The sequence below is a fragment of the Arthrobacter sp. StoSoilA2 genome (assembly GCF_019977195.1).
Lineage (GTDB): Bacteria > Actinomycetota > Actinomycetes > Actinomycetales > Micrococcaceae > Arthrobacter.
Genome location: NZ_AP024643.1, coordinates 2,136,153 through 2,151,490, shown reverse-complemented (window position 1 = coordinate 2,151,490; position 15,338 = coordinate 2,136,153). Strand labels below are relative to the sequence as shown.

At 61.0% G+C, this 15,338-nt stretch carries 12 protein-coding genes and 3 pseudogenes; 7 read left to right on the top strand and 8 right to left on the bottom strand.

Annotated elements, in window-relative coordinates; translation table 11 throughout:
- Positions 1–11: 11 nt before the first annotated feature.
- Positions 12–1,661: an NAD(P)/FAD-dependent oxidoreductase gene (locus tag LDN82_RS09845; protein WP_224167209.1), complete on the bottom strand. Its 1,650-nt coding sequence runs from the start codon at positions 1,659–1,661 to the stop codon at positions 12–14.
- Positions 1,662–1,971: 310 nt separating this feature from the next.
- Between LDN82_RS09845 and LDN82_RS09840 the strand changes: the two genes are divergently transcribed.
- From LDN82_RS09840 to LDN82_RS09820, 5 genes and pseudogenes are all read left to right on the top strand, one after another.
- Positions 1,972–3,654, top strand: coding sequence for a helix-turn-helix domain-containing protein (locus LDN82_RS09840; protein ID WP_224167208.1), 1,683 nt, complete (start codon positions 1,972–1,974; stop codon positions 3,652–3,654).
- A gap of 423 nt (positions 3,655–4,077) precedes the next feature.
- Positions 4,078–4,395 (top strand): annotated as a pseudogene (locus tag LDN82_RS09835) (alcohol dehydrogenase catalytic domain-containing protein); the annotation flags it as partial.
- A 157-nt stretch (positions 4,396–4,552) separates the two neighbouring features.
- The gene (locus tag LDN82_RS09830; protein WP_263422291.1) at positions 4,553–4,984 is read left to right on the top strand and encodes an IS110 family transposase; all 432 of its coding nucleotides are present in this window, start codon (positions 4,553–4,555) and stop codon (positions 4,982–4,984) included.
- Positions 4,985–5,026: 42 nt separating this feature from the next.
- Positions 5,027–5,167, top strand: coding sequence for a hypothetical protein (locus LDN82_RS09825; protein ID WP_224167207.1), 141 nt, complete (start codon positions 5,027–5,029; stop codon positions 5,165–5,167).
- Positions 5,142–5,456 (top strand): transposase, encoded by a 315-nt coding sequence (locus tag LDN82_RS09820; RefSeq protein ID WP_263422290.1) that lies wholly within the window; start codon positions 5,142–5,144, stop codon positions 5,454–5,456. Before LDN82_RS09825 ends, LDN82_RS09820 begins: the two co-directional genes overlap by 26 nt.
- Positions 5,457–5,497: 41 nt before the next feature.
- On the opposite strand, the pseudogene LDN82_RS09815 reads toward LDN82_RS09820, so the two are convergent.
- Positions 5,498–5,718 (bottom strand): annotated as a pseudogene (locus LDN82_RS09815) (IS256 family transposase); the annotation flags it as partial.
- Positions 5,719–6,348: 630 nt separating this feature from the next.
- Here LDN82_RS09815 and LDN82_RS09810 point away from each other — a divergent pair.
- Positions 6,349–6,504: pseudogene (locus tag LDN82_RS09810) on the top strand (recombinase family protein); the annotation flags it as partial.
- A 54-nt stretch (positions 6,505–6,558) separates the two neighbouring features.
- Here LDN82_RS09810 and LDN82_RS09805 read toward each other — a convergent pair.
- The 3 genes from LDN82_RS09805 to LDN82_RS09795 all read right to left on the bottom strand — a co-directional run bounded on the left by LDN82_RS09805 (position 6,559) and on the right by LDN82_RS09795 (position 9,758).
- Positions 6,559–7,881 carry an MFS transporter gene (locus LDN82_RS09805; RefSeq protein ID WP_224167206.1) on the bottom strand — a complete coding sequence of 441 codons (1,323 nt, stop codon included), beginning with the start codon at positions 7,879–7,881 and terminating at the stop codon, positions 6,559–6,561.
- A 229-nt stretch (positions 7,882–8,110) separates the two neighbouring features.
- Positions 8,111–9,253, bottom strand: a complete 1,143-nt coding sequence (locus LDN82_RS09800; RefSeq protein ID WP_224167205.1) for a cupin domain-containing protein — start codon at positions 9,251–9,253, stop codon at positions 8,111–8,113.
- 124 nt (positions 9,254–9,377) lie between these two features.
- Positions 9,378–9,758 (bottom strand): Dabb family protein, encoded by a 381-nt coding sequence (locus tag LDN82_RS09795; protein WP_263422289.1) that lies wholly within the window; start codon positions 9,756–9,758, stop codon positions 9,378–9,380.
- A 434-nt stretch (positions 9,759–10,192) separates the two neighbouring features.
- On the opposite strand from LDN82_RS09795, the gene LDN82_RS09790 reads away from it, so the two are divergent.
- Positions 10,193–11,053: an alpha/beta hydrolase gene (locus LDN82_RS09790; protein WP_224167204.1), complete on the top strand. Its 861-nt coding sequence runs from the start codon at positions 10,193–10,195 to the stop codon at positions 11,051–11,053.
- A gap of 141 nt (positions 11,054–11,194) precedes the next feature.
- Here LDN82_RS09790 and LDN82_RS09785 read toward each other — a convergent pair whose 3' ends face one another.
- From LDN82_RS09785 to LDN82_RS09775, 3 genes are all read right to left on the bottom strand, one after another.
- On the bottom strand, positions 11,195–12,865 hold the full coding sequence (locus LDN82_RS09785) for a CocE/NonD family hydrolase (RefSeq protein WP_224167203.1): 1,671 nt from the start codon (positions 12,863–12,865) through the stop codon (positions 11,195–11,197).
- A 333-nt stretch (positions 12,866–13,198) separates the two neighbouring features.
- Positions 13,199–14,167: an IS481 family transposase gene (locus tag LDN82_RS09780; protein WP_224167202.1), complete on the bottom strand. Its 969-nt coding sequence runs from the start codon at positions 14,165–14,167 to the stop codon at positions 13,199–13,201.
- Positions 14,168–14,427: 260 nt separating this feature from the next.
- Positions 14,428–15,204 carry an IclR family transcriptional regulator gene (locus tag LDN82_RS09775; protein WP_224167201.1) on the bottom strand — a complete coding sequence of 259 codons (777 nt, stop codon included), beginning with the start codon at positions 15,202–15,204 and terminating at the stop codon, positions 14,428–14,430.
- Positions 15,205–15,338 lie beyond the last annotated feature (134 nt).

The window sequence follows — 15,338 nt, the reverse complement described above, 5'->3', positions numbered from 1 at the left end:
CGGGGCAAGGGTCAGGCGACGGGTGCGGCCTGCCGTGCACCGATGAGGTGGAAGCCGGCTTCCTCGGTCCGGTCGAGCATGTCGTTGTAGGCCGGCGAGCCGCCGAACCAGTAGAGGATACGGTGCGCTTTACCGGGGATGTTCGCTCCCAGGTACCAGCTGTGCGCCTGCTCGCCAGCACCGAGAACTGTCGAATCGAATGCTTCCTTCGCGATCCGGTACCAGGACTCGACTGTCTCAGTCGACACCTCCGCAGCAATGCCCTGCTGCTCGCAGTAAGTGATGACCTTCCCGATCCACTCCGCCTGGTGTTCGATAACAGGGGGGTTGTTCGAGAATGGGCCCTGTGGGCCGAGGATAGTGAAGAAGTTCGGGAACCTGTCGACCATTACCCCCATGAAACTTTCAGCGCCATCGGCCCAGCGCTCCTTCATCGACAGTCCTTGGCGGCCACGGACGTCCATATGGGTAAGCGCGCCGCTCACGGCATCGAATCCGGTGGCGATAATTACGACGTCGAACTCGAGCTCACCATCGGCCGTCATCAGCCCGTTCTCGGTAAACCGCTCGATGGGGTTCGAGTTGACGTCGACCAGGCTCACATTGGCGCGGTTGAAGGTCTCGTAATAGAAATGGCCGAGAGGAACACGCTTACCTCCCACCGGGTGATCGGTTGGGCACAGCAGCTCAGCAGTCACGGGATCCTTCACAATTGCTCGGATCTTATTCCGCACAAACTCGGAAGCCGCAGCGTTGCACTCCTCGTCGGTCAGGAGATCATCAAACGTCTCGAAGATGTAGCGGAAGCCGCCGGCCTCCCAGCCAGCCTCCAGAACCTGGTTCCGGGATGCGGGTTCGGTGTCACCGAGAACACGGTTAACCGGATCGAATGCCATGCCGAAAGGCTGCTCGCTGACCTTGGCCCAAACATCGTCATAATCGCGTTTGATGGCAGCGCGGTGGGTGTCGGTCAGAACATAGTTCCGGGCGGGCATGACGAAGTTGGGTGTGCGCTGGAAGACCGTCAGGCTCCCGGCTTCCTGGGCGACCAGAGGGATGATCTGGATGCCCGTAGCTCCGGTGCCGATGACCGCGACCCTCTTTCCTTCGAAGCTCACGGGTTCCTCCGGCCAGCTCGAGGAGTGGTACGCGATTCCCTTGAAGTTCTCGACTCCCTCGACCGGGAAGTGCTGGATACCCAGCTGACCTGTCGCAGCCACGACATAACGCGAGGTGTATGTCGCGCCAGCATCTGTAGTCACCGTCCACACGTTCGCGTTCTCGTCGAAGATCGCGGACGTCACGGTGACACCGAATGTTATGTCCTTGCGCATGTCATGCCGGTCGGCGACGTGCTCAAGGTACGCCTGCATCTCGGACTGGGTCGGGAATCGCTCCTTCCAGTCCCACTCCTGCAGAAGGTCTTTATCGAAGGAATAGCAGTACACCCAGCTCTCACTGTCGGTACGTGCTCCCGGGTAGCGGTTCCAGTACCAGGTGCCGCCCACGTTCGACCCCTTCTCCAGGACCTTCGAGGAGATGCCGCGCGAACGGAGCTCCCACAGGGCACGGAGGCCGCCTATTCCGGCCCCGATGATGATGGCCTCGACGTCGACCCCAACCTGTTCCTTCGTCCCGGGCGTCTCGTTTGCTGGTGCCATGTCACTGCTCCTCAAGTCTGTCTGTTAGATGGCTGTGCGAACCATTTCTTTGGATGTGTTTGGTCCTGCTGAGAATCATGGCTTCATCGGGGCTTGCGAAAGTGTCCGATTCTGAGGCAGTTCGGACAGTCCGGGCTGCGTGTAGCATTATGGGACAGTCCTGTCGCGGCTTAGTGAGGTTGACTTAGACCACACCGCAACGGCGGTGGCCTTCCATCAGATTGCAAGCACAGCGAGGTGCCACGTGATTCTTGACCATCGGGAGCGGGTCGTTAGTAACGCTCGCAAGGATTTTTTTTCGGATGATCAGTTGGATCCAAATGCCCAGCTCCGCCCGGAGATCACGACGTCCTGGCGTCGATCGCGGTTGTCGGGGGTAGCTCCAGATGGCACCGATGTTCCGTTCTCCCCACTCACGGAAGGGGCCAATCGGCTGCTCGTTACGGCCGCCACTCCTGTTATCGACTGGCTTGCAGACCAGCTCCCGGCTGGCACTGCGGTAATCCTGGCGGATCCTGAAGCACGCATACTGGACCGGAGGGCTTCCGGCAACATGTACTCGCGCCATCTGGACGAGGCGTTGTGTGTCCCTGGTTCCAGTTACAGTGAGGAACATATCGGAACCAACGGCATCGGCAGCGTCATCGAAACATCAAATCCGGTCATAGTCACGGGGTCGGAGCACTACCGGGAGAACCTTCAAAATTTCACATGCGCGGGGGCACCGTTGCATCATCCGCTAAGGCGGAACCTGACGGGTGTGCTCAGTGTGTCCTGCAATTCCTTGGACAGACATGGCTTGATGGTTCCGCTACTGCAATCGGCAGCGCGGGAGATCAAGTCCCGTATGTATGCCGAGTCATCGCTGCGGGAGCGCATGCTCCTTGAGGAGTTCCTCGGAGCCTCACGCCGTACGTCCGCCGCTGTGGTCAGCCTCAACGAGGACTTCCTGATCAAGAACACTGCAGCAGCCACCCTGCTCGATCCTACAGACCATGCCCTGCTCTGGGACTGGGCCACGGCATCGATGGCCCAGCGAACGGAGATCAGGTCGGAAGTCACCTTGCGCAGCGGGGCAGTGCTCCAAGCATGGGGCAGAATGGTGGGCGAACGGCCCGGCGGCGCCGCAGGAGTGGTCGTCGAGCTTCGGGCTGCTGGTTCGGGACCGCCACACCGCAAACCTGCGCCGCCGTCATCTGACCCGGAGCTGCCTGGGCGCAGTGCAACGTGGCGCCGAACGCTCGCCGACATGGAATCCGCTGCCCGCTCCGGGCGGGACGTCCTCCTCACGGGCGAATCCGGAACAGGAAAGACCCGCCTTGCGACGCGCATCGCCGGTGGCAATGCGGTTATTTTCGAGGCCGCACTCGCCGCAGTTGAACAGGACTGGGCTATGCAGATCCGCAGCAAACTTGACGGCCCGGAACCCGTCATCATCCGGCAACTCGAGGTTCTGCCTCCAACCCACGTTGCCCTTCTCGCGGCCCTTCTGGGAAGTCCTCATACCGCACGTGTTGTGGCGACTGCCAACGTCGCCGATTTGAGTGGCCAAGCCGCCCGACTGCTTGACCACTTCGGAGTACGTGTCGAGCTTCCTCCTCTGCGGCAACGGCCCGAGGACATCCCCGATATCGCAACTGCGCTGCTCCGCGGGGATGGCGGTCCCTCACCGCGCGTTCAGGCGGCCGCCCTGCGGGCACTCGGCAACCACACTTGGCCTGGAAATATTCGCGAACTCGGAGCCGTGCTCGCATCGGCTCGACTACGCGCGGGGGGCGCGGACATAGGCGATTCTCATCTTCCGGCAGAGTATCGACGGGCCGCCGGAAACCCACTCCCGTCCCTCCAGCGCTCCGAGCGGGAGACAATCGTGGCAGCATTGGACGACTGCCGGGGGAACAAGCTTGCCGCCGCTGACCTGCTGGGTATCGCGCGCTCCACTCTTTACCGCAAGATGCGAAGCCTTCGCATCGACGATCAGCGGTGGGCCTGAGCTGGCAGTCAAGCAGACAGCTGCATTACCACGCAGCGTAGTGATGCAGCTGGCCGGTAATTGACCCTTCAGCATGGCGCGGTCTCGCCTGGGTTTGTGGTGGCATCAGCCTTAGGAAAGCCGCGTCGCTCTAAGTCCGCATAGAACGGCCGGTGTCCATGGACGTGCGACGCGGTGAGTGCGTCTGGGGGCGCCGGGCGGGTGGCAAGTGGTTTGGACAGGCCGACGTCCCGGTCGTTGTCTGGTGGACCCGAGCTTTTCAGGATTCACGGTGGTGAAGTATATGGTATCGAATTTCCAGGGCTCATCTATGTGCACGTGGAAACTTCCCCTCGGCAGGCCAGTGCGTTTGCATTAGAAATCGGTAACGTCAGTCAGAGGAACCATGCAGCCCTCGCGGGTAGCGGATCAGGAGTAGGCGAGATGAAGGCTTTGCAATACCGCACCATCGGTGCGCCCCCTGAAGTGGTAGAAATCGAAACCCCGGAGCCCGGCCCTGGCCAGGTCCGGCTGAAGATCACCACGGCCGGAGTGTGCCACTCGGACGAGTTCATCATGAACTTGCCAGAAGAGAAGTACGCCTTCGGGCTTCCCTTGACGCTTGGACATGAGGGCGCCGGTATCATAGACAAGCTCGGAGACGGAGTCGTGGGCGTGCAGCTCGGCGACTCCGTGGCCGTGTACGGGCCGTGGGGGTGCGGTACTTGCTACGCATGCTCCCAAGGCAAAGAAAACTATTGCCCACACGTAGCAGTTCAGGAGCTGTCCGATAAACAATGAAGATGGAGTTGGCTGCTCCGGGCGGGTCTGACTTGCTGATTAACTGACGTGCTCTCGGGCATTGTCCTGACACCGACGGGTCGCTTCATCACGCGGATATCGTGACGCGCTGGACTGGTTGGCAAAGTTCGGGTTAATTGACAAGATCGGCGTCGAATCCACCGGTTCGTATGCGGCCGGCATCACAAGGTTCCTCCTCGAATCAGGTGTCGATGTCGTGGAAGTCAACCAGCCGCACCCGCACCTGAGAGCGCGCCGCGGCAAAGACGATTCGATCGACGCTGAAGCAGCAGCGCGCAAAGCGCTCTCGGGGCAGGCCACCGCGATCCCGAAGGTCACCACGGGTGTTGTCGAGTCGATCCGTGTGCTGCGCTTGGCCCGGGAATCCGCGGTTCGTTCCCGCACGAGAACGATCGTCCAACTGCGCAGTCTTCTAGTCACAGCGCCTGCGCAGCTGCGGGAGCAGCTCACGGAACGGTCCGCAGCCGTGCTGGTGGCACGATGCGCGGGTTTGCGGCCTGATCTGGATCGTCTTGATGACCCGCTTTAAGCCACAAAGCGTGCACTGCGCGCCATGGCCCGGAGGATCCAGATGCTCGATGAGGAGATCAACGAGACCGACGCCTCACTCAAACAGTTCGTCGAGCGCACCGCGCCGACGCTGACGTCCAAGCTCGCGATCGGGCCAGGGGCACGCCGCGCAGCTGTTGATCACCGCCGGGCAGAACATTGAGCGGCTCCACCCCGAGGCCGCATTCGCCAGACTCTGCGGCGTCGCGCCGATCCCGGTCTCCTCCGGCAAGACGCATCGCATGCGCCGGCACCGAGACGGTGATCGTCAAGCCAACGCCGCGCTCCACATGATCGCGGTCTGCCGGATGCGCTACCACCAGCCCACCATCTATTACGTCAAGCGACGCCTCGCTGAAGGACTGTCGAAGAAGGACGTGCTCCGATGCCTCAAACGCTTCATTGCCCGGGAGGTCTACCACGCCCTGAAAACCGACCTTGGACTCACTTGACGTCTATAGGACCTTCGGTGTGTAAGCTCCCGCCGGTTTCACTATTGAGCGGTTCTCTCGAACTCGCCGGTGAAGGTAATGGCGAGTGCGTTCAGCGCAGCCTTCCACCTCATCACCCAGCGTGCCCGGCCCCCGCCGGTAGGATCACGAGATATGGTGACGAGAATAAGGCCTTTCGGGCAGCGGTTTCGCGTGCTTTGATCGACCCGATCGCGTTCGTTGTGCAGCTTTCCCGCCGGGTCGCCAAGTCCGACTCCAGGAAGGACGCCGCAGGCGGCGAGGCGCCCGCAGGTCCGCGTCGATGCTGTAGAAAGTCTGACATAGGTCGGGGATCCTACTGATGTCCTCCTGCTGGGTCCGTGATCCTTCGGCCGTAGGTGAGTTCAATGTCAACATTATCCAGCGGTTCGATCTCTGGGTTGAGGTAGCTGCCGAACACCTGAGGGTACCGAGGAACAGTGGCTTGAGAACGTCCAGGACGACCTCCGGCGCAGCATGTGGCGGCTCCCCTTGCTCCTTTCCCGGCCGCATCCACGGGGCGGACACGATGGACGGGGCGGCGTCGAGACTTATGCTCAGTACTTCTGCGGAGAACGACTGCAGGCCCCCTTGCGAACGCCCTATCCTTCCTGGGCAGAAGCGCCGTAACAATTCTGTAATCTGCGCAAGCTTTTGCTACGGGGTCACCTCAATACATGCCCCCGCAATTGGTCGGCGTCCATAATATGGACGTCGGGGCATCAAGAGTCCACGTTCTGAGTAGAGGCTTTTTTGCTGCCACACCCACGGCCTGTTAACTTCCGTGTAGGACGGTTCTAGAGCTCTGTCTTACGGGCGAAGGTTGGAGGCGGCAGGGGCCGGGCAGCGGATCGGGTATCTGCGGGTGAGCACGATGGACTAGAACGAGAAACGTCAGATCGAAGGCCAGGTCCTGGACAGGGTCTTCACGGACAAGGCCTCCGGCAGAGACACTGCCAGGCCGGAGCTAACGGAACTGTTGCGGTTCGCCAGAGATGGGGACACCGTCGTGGTGCACAGCATGGACCGAGCACGCAGCTTCCTGTGCACATTTCGGACTGTGAGTGCGTAAGGTCGTGGGGTTCTACGCCGAAGTGTTGCCGGCGAGGGCTACCTCACCCTGCGGAAGCATGCTGCGCCGCCGTTCCAATGCCGTGACCATCACAAGAAGTACCGAAGAAACAACCATCGGAACGGCAAAGGCTATGAATATGGTCTGGATGCTCCAGCCCGCGCCGATAAGATAGCCCACCACGATGGGAGCGGCGAAGGAGGCGATGCGGCCCGCGCCGAGTATCCAACCAAACCCAGTGGCCCTTGCAACCGGGGAGTAGACGCGCGGCCCAAGCGTATAGAAGCCCGCAATCGAAGCGTTGTTCACCAGCCCCAATGCAACAGCAAGCACCAGCGCTACGGCGACCGCCCCCAACGAAGCGGAGAATCCGACATAGATCACCGCGGCCACGCCCAGAAATGCTATTGTCAGCACGCGCTTGGGGATCCAAACGGACAGCACCGCGAACACGACTGACCCAAGAATGCCCCCCAAGCTGACGAGCGATCCGGCCAGGACGCCTAACTGCGCGTTGCCGGTAGCAAATGTCAGTGCCTGGGGCGTCCATGACGTTGTGGAGAAGTAGGCAGCCTGCAGCATTCCGAAGGACAGCCACATCAGCACTGTTATCGCCAGCATCCGTCGTCCGAATATCTCGCGAAGAACCTCCGAGAATCTCGGGCTTCCGGCTTGTTCGCGCAGCGGAAGCTCAGTCAGCGCGGGGTGGTTCATTTTGAGCAAAATGGCGTTGACCCGGTCCAGAGCATTGGGCGGACGTTTCATTGTGAGAAAGTCGAGGGATTCCGAGAGGAACCGCGAAGCCACAGCAACCACCAGGACCGTGGCCAGGGCACCGGCAAGGAACGCGGACCGCCAGCCCCACGGACCGACTGTTGCGCCAATCACCGCACCCGCTACGAGTCCACCCAAAGGTAGCCCCGTGGTGTACAAACCCATAGTCAACCCGCCGTGCTTTTCGGTCGAGTACTCCGAGACCAGAACGCTGACACTTGACATGGTGCCACCTACCCCGAGTCCCGTGAGCGCCCGCAGGAACACCAGCTGGGTCGGATCAGCGGCGAGATAGGACAGGCCCATGCCGACAGCGACAACTCCCAGACAAGCCAGGATCAGCCGCCTGCGGCCGATCCGATCCCCCAGGGGAGACAGGGCGAAGGATCCGACCGTCATGCCGATAAGGGCTGCACTGAGCAGATAACCGATCTGCACCGGACCGAGGTTCCATGTTGCGGACAGTGCAGGCATGACAAAGGCCATCATGAAGATGTCGAAACCTTCAATTATGTTGACCAGGAAGCAGGTAACAATCACGCCCACCTGGAACTTGGACATTTTTCCTGCACGTATCTTTTCGAGAAGATCCACTTTGTTCCATCTCTTTGCTTGGTTCTTGAAGTTTTCCGCGAGTGCTTCGATTCGTCAGCGGCTGAGGGACGGCCGGCTGGAGACGCGGCTGGCGTGGGACACCGGGAAATGCCCCGAGGTGCACTGGGGCACCTCGGGGACCCGGATCATGAGAATCGGCCGGCTGCGGCCTTCCGGAAGATTCTCTTGGTGCTGATCAGTTCGACGGCGTTTCCAGAGTCAGTTCAGGCGACGGGAATTCGCCGGGCCATTCGCTCGGTCCAACCAGGAACTGTCCCGAAGTCTTATTGGTCCATTCGGCGAATTCGATGAGTTTTTCCTCCGTTGACAGGTCGGCGCCCCGTCCTTCTACCGCGATTCCGTAAAAGAACTTCGTGAATCCCGATCCGCCGGGAACCAGGCAGGTGAGGACACGCGCGCCTTCCGCGCCGGTGATGTGGTAGTAGTGCGGGTAGTCGCGCGGGCCCCAGAGGAAGTCGCCAGGATGGCCCACCTGCTTGGTGATTCCCTCCGGTTCTGCGACGTAAAGGGTGAATTCACCCTCCAATACGTAGAAGCCTTCTTCCTCCAGCGTGTGCACGTGGGGAAATACGATGTCGGGCTTGCTCCAGGCAACCTCCAGCAGCTCGAACAGATCCCCCGTCTGATGACCCCAGGAATGGAATATAAGTTCAACCCCCGTCATCACGCCGCGGTCAACGTTCAGCGTGTACTTGGCGGTGGCGTCAGATTTGAAGGGGGCGTTGACCATACGGTCAACCTCCGCAGGCATCAGGAGCCTGGCATCCGGTGTTACCGGGCCGCGGGAGGCTGCAGGCCGCTTCGACGGCGGAGCGCCCTCGGGACCGAAGACCCGCACCCCGTACTCACGGAACGCTTTCTCGCCCAGCTCTGCGATCTGTTCCGGAGTGTCCAACGCCAGTTCGGCACTTTCCTCGAAGAACTTGGGGACCAGGTCCGTACCTGGCACCAGGTACTGCAAAACCTTGACCGGCGCATCTCCAGCGGTGAAACTGTGTGCCCTGCCGACCGGATGCCACACAAACTCACCCGGCCCGGCTTCGATCACACAGTCATCATGGGGCATCTGGAAGGTGACGGTCCCTTCAAGGACATAGAAGCCCTCGTCCTCCAGAGTATGCATATGGACGCCCGATTCTTCACCCGGCGCCAGTTCGTGAATGGCCACTGTCACGCGGCGGTTGGTTTGCGACGCGTCGGCGAGGACGTACATGGTTTTTTCTCCACCCGAGCCGTCCATGTAGCGCAACTCCCGCCCGGGGGCGGGAGTGCGGAAAGCACCATTGGCGACTGCCGGCTTGTAATCCGTGGTTGTCATTGTTTCTCCGTGGTTGTCGTGGGGCAGCCAGTGGCGCACCCTGGATAGGCCCATTGAATAGCCCGATAAGAATCCATGTAGTGGTGTTGCGGCGCCGTTCTGGACACGGAGCCGGGGCATATGTCTACACAGCCTGTCGAGGTTCTACCCGTGCAGTGATCTTCCCGATGTGGGCACGGAGTTCCGGGCTGCCGCTCATTTGCACGACCGTGTCCTGGATCCGCCCATACATTCCGGGATCGAATTCTTCGGAAGCATCACAAAACATCATCTTCTTCCAGCGCGGCAAGACGTAGTCGATCACGTCAGCGTGATCGGGGTCTGTGAGGTAGGCCAGGTAGTCCGCTTCGCCGCTGAAGGTGATGATGGCAGAGTGCGTAAAACCGTCGTCGGGATTGCCCACATCCTGACACACCCTGGACGTCAGCGTGGACGGCAAATTCTCCAGCGAGGCGATCTGCCGGCACACTTCTTCGCGCTCATCTGATGCCAGATCGTCCTTCATTGCAAACCTCATAATGTGGTGAAACAAAATACCTCCCTGCCGGGCGTCAATCGCCCCTAATATTCGCCTGACACCGTCGTCAGTGACAGTCGCAGCCCCCCGTATGATGCTTCAGTCCGCAACGTCCGGTGAATAGTTTGATTGTGATCCAGATAACTTTCGTTTCAAGCAGGGTGTTCATTGAACGAACATAGAAGACGCTGAAGGGAACGAACACCGCTCCAAAAACTTCCCCGCCGGCTCCTGCGGATTGATCATTGAGCGAACATGGGAATGGCTAATTCCACGTGGAGCTGCAGACTTGAAGCTCCAAGCCCAATGCCGCTGAGGGAGTTCCGCCCAGGCCCAGGTCCGTTTGCGCATCGCCGATCGCCGGACGCCTCTCTCCCCTCCGGCCTCCGCCAACTTAATTACCAAGCAGAACGGCCCCTGTGATGACCAGATATGTACCCTCGGCAGCAAGTCGCACCATAGTCGTCGACGGAATCCGAACCCACTACCTCGACTGCGGTGACGGACCCCCGGTGGTTCTGCTCCATGATGGAAGCTACGGATCCTCCGCCGAGCTATCCTGGTACCCCACCATCAAAGCGCTGAGCTCCACGCACCGCGTTGTAGCCCCGGACTGGCTTGGCTTCGGGGGAACGGACAAGCTTCACGACTTCGGCAGCGGCCGCAAACGGCGCCTCTGGCACATGACGAGGTTCCTGGAGGCCATGGACCTTGGGACAGCAGCTTTTTGTGGCGTATCCATGGGCGCCACGCTGCTTCTCATGGTCGCCGCCGGCGACGAATATGACTGGTCCATCGGCTCGATTGTGTCGGTGTCAGGTGGCGGTGTCATTCCGATGAACGAAGCCCGCAGGGAAACACTGGACTTTGACTGCACGTTGGAAGGCATGCGCCGTATCGTCCGCCACTTTGTCTATGACCAGGCGCTGTTGGAGGACGAGCGGTTCCTCTTGGCGCGGTATGAGGCGGCAATCCAGCCAGGGGCCTGGGAGGCAGTAGCCGCTGCCCGGTTCAAGTCACCCCTGTCCGGTTCGCGTTCTGAATTCGGAAACCTGGACACGATCCCCTACGAGCGGATCCGGGTGCCTACTTTGCTGATTGCAGGAGCCGATGACGAACTCCGCGAGGCGGGATATGCGGCGCCGCTGGCTGAACGGATCCCGAACGCGACGCTGTTGACGTACCAGCAATGCGGGCACCTGCCCCAGCTGGAGCAACCTGCCCTCTTCAACGCCGACGTCGCGAAATTCTTGGGAACCCATGGTGCCTTAGCAAGCCGCTGAGCCAGACCGCCGCGGCCCGGCTACAGCCGCCGGCCGTTCGTCCCCGGGCGCTACTCATCGGACTCACGGGATAACCAAGAGGGATGCCTCCGAAGATAATTCCTTCGGAGGCATCCCTCTTCCCATCTGCTGGTGCTGCTGTTAGAGGACCGGAACCAGCAGGTGCGAGTCGAAGCGGCCGCCTGTGTGAATCACGTGGACTCCTTCATTAACCGTGTCCTCGTGCCGCGCGAACACTTCTTTCCTTGGGAACTTGTGTACATCTGTGCCCTGCACGACGAAGCGGAGCCTGTCCCCTGGCTGGAAACTGGTACCGGACGGCAGAATTTCTATGTCGACACGGGTTGGCGCTCCATTCTCCATTTCGAGGAGACGCTGGTGGGCCAGGACCGGCAGGTAATCCGAGGAACGATTTTCGTCGAGTTCGCGGTGTGACGCGCGGAGCCAGCCAAGAGCCACAGCACCGTTTTCGAAATTGCCGTAGTACGGGAAAGTAACTGCGTCGCCGGCGGCATTGATTTTCCAGACCGCGACGAAAAGATCCATGTCCGGCGCCTCGGCACTCACGTACAGCGTGGCTTTCATGTGACCGACGAGGTCCATGGGCCGGTCAAAAGTAAACTCAAACTCGGCGCGGTGAGCGCCCGGGCCGCTTCCGGCACCGTCGTAGCTGGCGGATGCTTCCTGGGGAGGAAGCGTCCAATCGAGGGACCCCCGTGAGGCATCGAGATACAACTTTTGGTAGTCAGTCTCTGCAGGGGGCCATTCCCCGGCAGTGCGGTACTTACCTACGCCGGATGATTGTCGTACGTCCAGCCGAACAGGCGGCCAGTTCAGGACGTCGTTGTCGATGCCCTTCAGGTAACGGTCAAAAAAGGCCCGCTGGCGTTCCACACTTTCAGGTTCGTAGTAGTGCGCCCACTTTTTTCCGCCGTGAACTTCCAGCCACTTTTCAGATGAAGAAATGCGGGAAAATCCTTCAAGGGTTCCCCTCGTGTGCAGGCCCTGGTCGCTCCAGCTCGCCACCACGTAGGCGGGCACCCGGATCTTTTCCAGTTCGGCTGACTTGCTCTGCCAAAACGCGTCGAAGAAGGGATGCTCGGCTGTTTCCCGCTCCAGGTCTTCTATTTGCGTACGGCTCGCGCCCCACCGCTGAGACAAGTACGGCCAGAAAGATGTTGACGGGATTCCGCCATGCCGGACGACCTCCCGGTAGGTGTCGGTCCATCCTTCGTAGGGATTGATGGCCGCGAGATGGGGTGGCTCCAGCTCTGCTACGCGCCACTGCGCAACGGTCAGGTATGAGACGCCGGACAATCCTACTTTTCCATTGCTCCAAGGCTGCGTTCCAGCCCATTCGATGAGGTCGTAGAAAGCTTCTGCTTCCTCAGGAGAACAGTAAGTCGCAGATCCGCCGGAGTTCCACGTTCCCGGCAGGTCCACAAGGATGACTGCGTAACCGTGCTGCACCCAGTACACCGGGTCCGGGCACTCAAAGGCCGTGTGGCTGCTGGTCCATTCGGGCCGAACGCCGGCGTTGGGGAAGATCTTCTGGATGGGCAGGGGGTTATGTTTCCCGTAGGGCATCCACGCAACCAGCGGCGCTGCCGGCTCATCGTTGTTCGGCCGGAAGACATCGATGAAAATCTCGACGCCCGTGCGGGTGGTGACGACGACGTCGCGTTCGATCAGCATTCCGTCTTCGAGGGAACTCCGGTACTCCGGCAGCGTTCCCCCGCGTGCTTCCGGGGTCATCTTGGGGTCGCGGAAGCGGTATTCGAATGTAGTTCCGCTGACATCACGGTTCGTCATATTGGCTCCTTCGCCATGTATTGGTTGTTGCCATGTCTACCAGCGGTAACGGCCGCCCCAAGCAGGAATGATCATTGAACGAACAATACCGTCATCCAAGGACTCTCAGGGAGATGGGTCAGGCCTGATGTTCGGCCCTGATGGAACCCCGCGTGGGCAAAGCGGCACGCAGCTCCCCTGAGATGCCACGGCCGGCAGCCGCCAGGGCGGGCACGACCGAATTCAGGTTCACCGGTCCGGCCTCACGACCACACACCAAGCGGCCGCGTACTCCCCTGACCTGCCAATGATGGCCACAGACTGGGCGCCGGGCTGGACCCACGCGAGTCCGATCTAGTTGTATTGACCTGAGAGGTTGGTGACGCGGCTGGCCGGTGTCTGACCCTTGAGGGCAGTGTGGGCTCGGTGGTGATTGTAGGCATGGAGCCACTCGGGGAAAGCTGCGACACGCTCGGCCTCGGAGCGGTAGGGCCGGATGTAGGCCCATTCCTCCAGCATCGTGCGGTTGAACCGTTCGACCTTGCCGTTGGTCTGCGGGCGATAGGGGCGGGTGCGTTTGTGCTTGATGTCCGGGCCCAGGGCCTGAGCGAAGGCCTTGGACCGGTAGCAGTTCCCGTTGTCCGTCAGGACCCGCTGGATAGTGATCCCTTGGGCTTGGAACCAGACATTGGCCCGCTGCCAAAAGGCTGCTGCTGTTTCCTTTGTCTCGTCCGCGAGGATTTCGGTGTAGGCCAGGCGGGAGTGGTCATCGACTGCGTTGTGGAGGTAGTGGTAGCCGGGCCGGCGGTTGGACGGCGTCCCGGCTTTGTTTCGGCGTCCGGCGGCCCTGCTCAGAACCCGGTGTCCACCGCCGTCCGGGATCCGGCCGAGTTTCTTGATGTCGACATGGACCAGGTCCCCGGGCCTGTCGTGTTCGTAGCGGCGGATCACCCTTCCGGTGCCGCGGTCGAGCCAGGCCAGCTTCGCCAGCCGGTAACGGGACAGCACGCGGTGCACAGTGGACGGGTGGATGCCCAGCAGATAACCGATCCTGGCAGGCCCCCACCGGCGGTTGACGCGCAGGGCGATGATCCGCCGCTCGATACGCGTTGCCGTCCGCCGTGGAGAAGAATGCGGGCGGCTGGAGCGGTCCTCCATCCCAGCCGGGCCGTGCTCGCGGTAGCGCCGCGCCCACCGCGCGGCGGTCGGAACCGAGACCTGGAACCGTTCCGCGGCCCGGCGCAGACTCCAGCACTGATCAACGACACATTGCGCGAGCCGCAGCCTGCCACGAGGCGTCAGAAGAGCGTTAGGGTGGGACATGAAGACCTCCGTGCGTGGAATTGGACTCTAGACAAGCCCCACTCCACCCGGAGGTCTTCTTCATGTCACCAAACCACGCCGAGCGTCATCAACGTCCGTGGTCAATACATCTAGTCCGGGAGGACAGTCAGCGGCTGACATGGTGGTCCTGCAATCAATTGTTCGATCACTGTGGCGTAGGGCAACCGAACATGGCGAGTCACCGGGGCGGTTTCGGCTTCACTCGCTCCCCCGCTTGGGGCGGCTTTTCCTGTGTGGACTTACGGCGAGGTGCGCCGGAACATTGGAGCTTCGAGCCTGCGGGAAATCCCTCTGCCAGCTGCCACTACCGCAGGCACAACCGAGTTCAGGTTCACTGTTCCCGCTGCAACAACAACCGAGAGCGCAGCAACACACTCCCCTGAGCGGTCGAAAATGGCCGTTGCGACGGACTGCGCGTCCGGACTCGTCTCCTGGTCCACCAGTGCAAAACCTGTCCGCCTGTATTCGCCCAAGTCAGTTCGAAGCTTATCGGGGTCGGTGATTGTAGTGGGCGTGTATTTCTCTAAGTCCTTCGAGGTGACTTGCCGAAATAGGCTCTCACCGCCGTGGGCCAAGAGCACCTTACCTACACCGGAACTGTGCAGCGGAAGGCGACCCCCAACTTGGGAAACCAGCCCGAGTGCCTTGGACGCGGACATCCGCTCGACAACTACAGCTTCCAGGCCGTCGAGCACCGCCAGTTGGACGTGCTGCTGCAGAGCAGCGTGGAGATCCTCCATGAACGGCAAAGCGACCGTGCGGAGGGGAACACTCCGAGGGGCAAGTGTGCCCAGTTCCCAGACCTTGATCCCGATCACGTACTTACCGTCATCGGTCCGCTCCAGTAAGCCCTCGGAGAGCAGCTCCAGTGCCAGTCGCCGCACGGTGGGGTGGGGCATACCAGTGCGGCGGGTGAGATCGGCAAGCGTTAAGCTGCCGCCGCCGGCCTTGAAGGCGAAAAGTACGGCACTGAGGCGGGAGGCGACGCTGCGCCCAGGTTCGGTGGTCAGCGGCATCGCGGCCTCCGTCGTTTCGGGCAATTACACGAACCAGTCGTTCGTTCAATGAACACTATCCTCTCATTTGTCGTAGGCAAACCGACTATGGATCCAAGCCCACAGCCCGGAATGTCGCTCACGCGACGATCCCT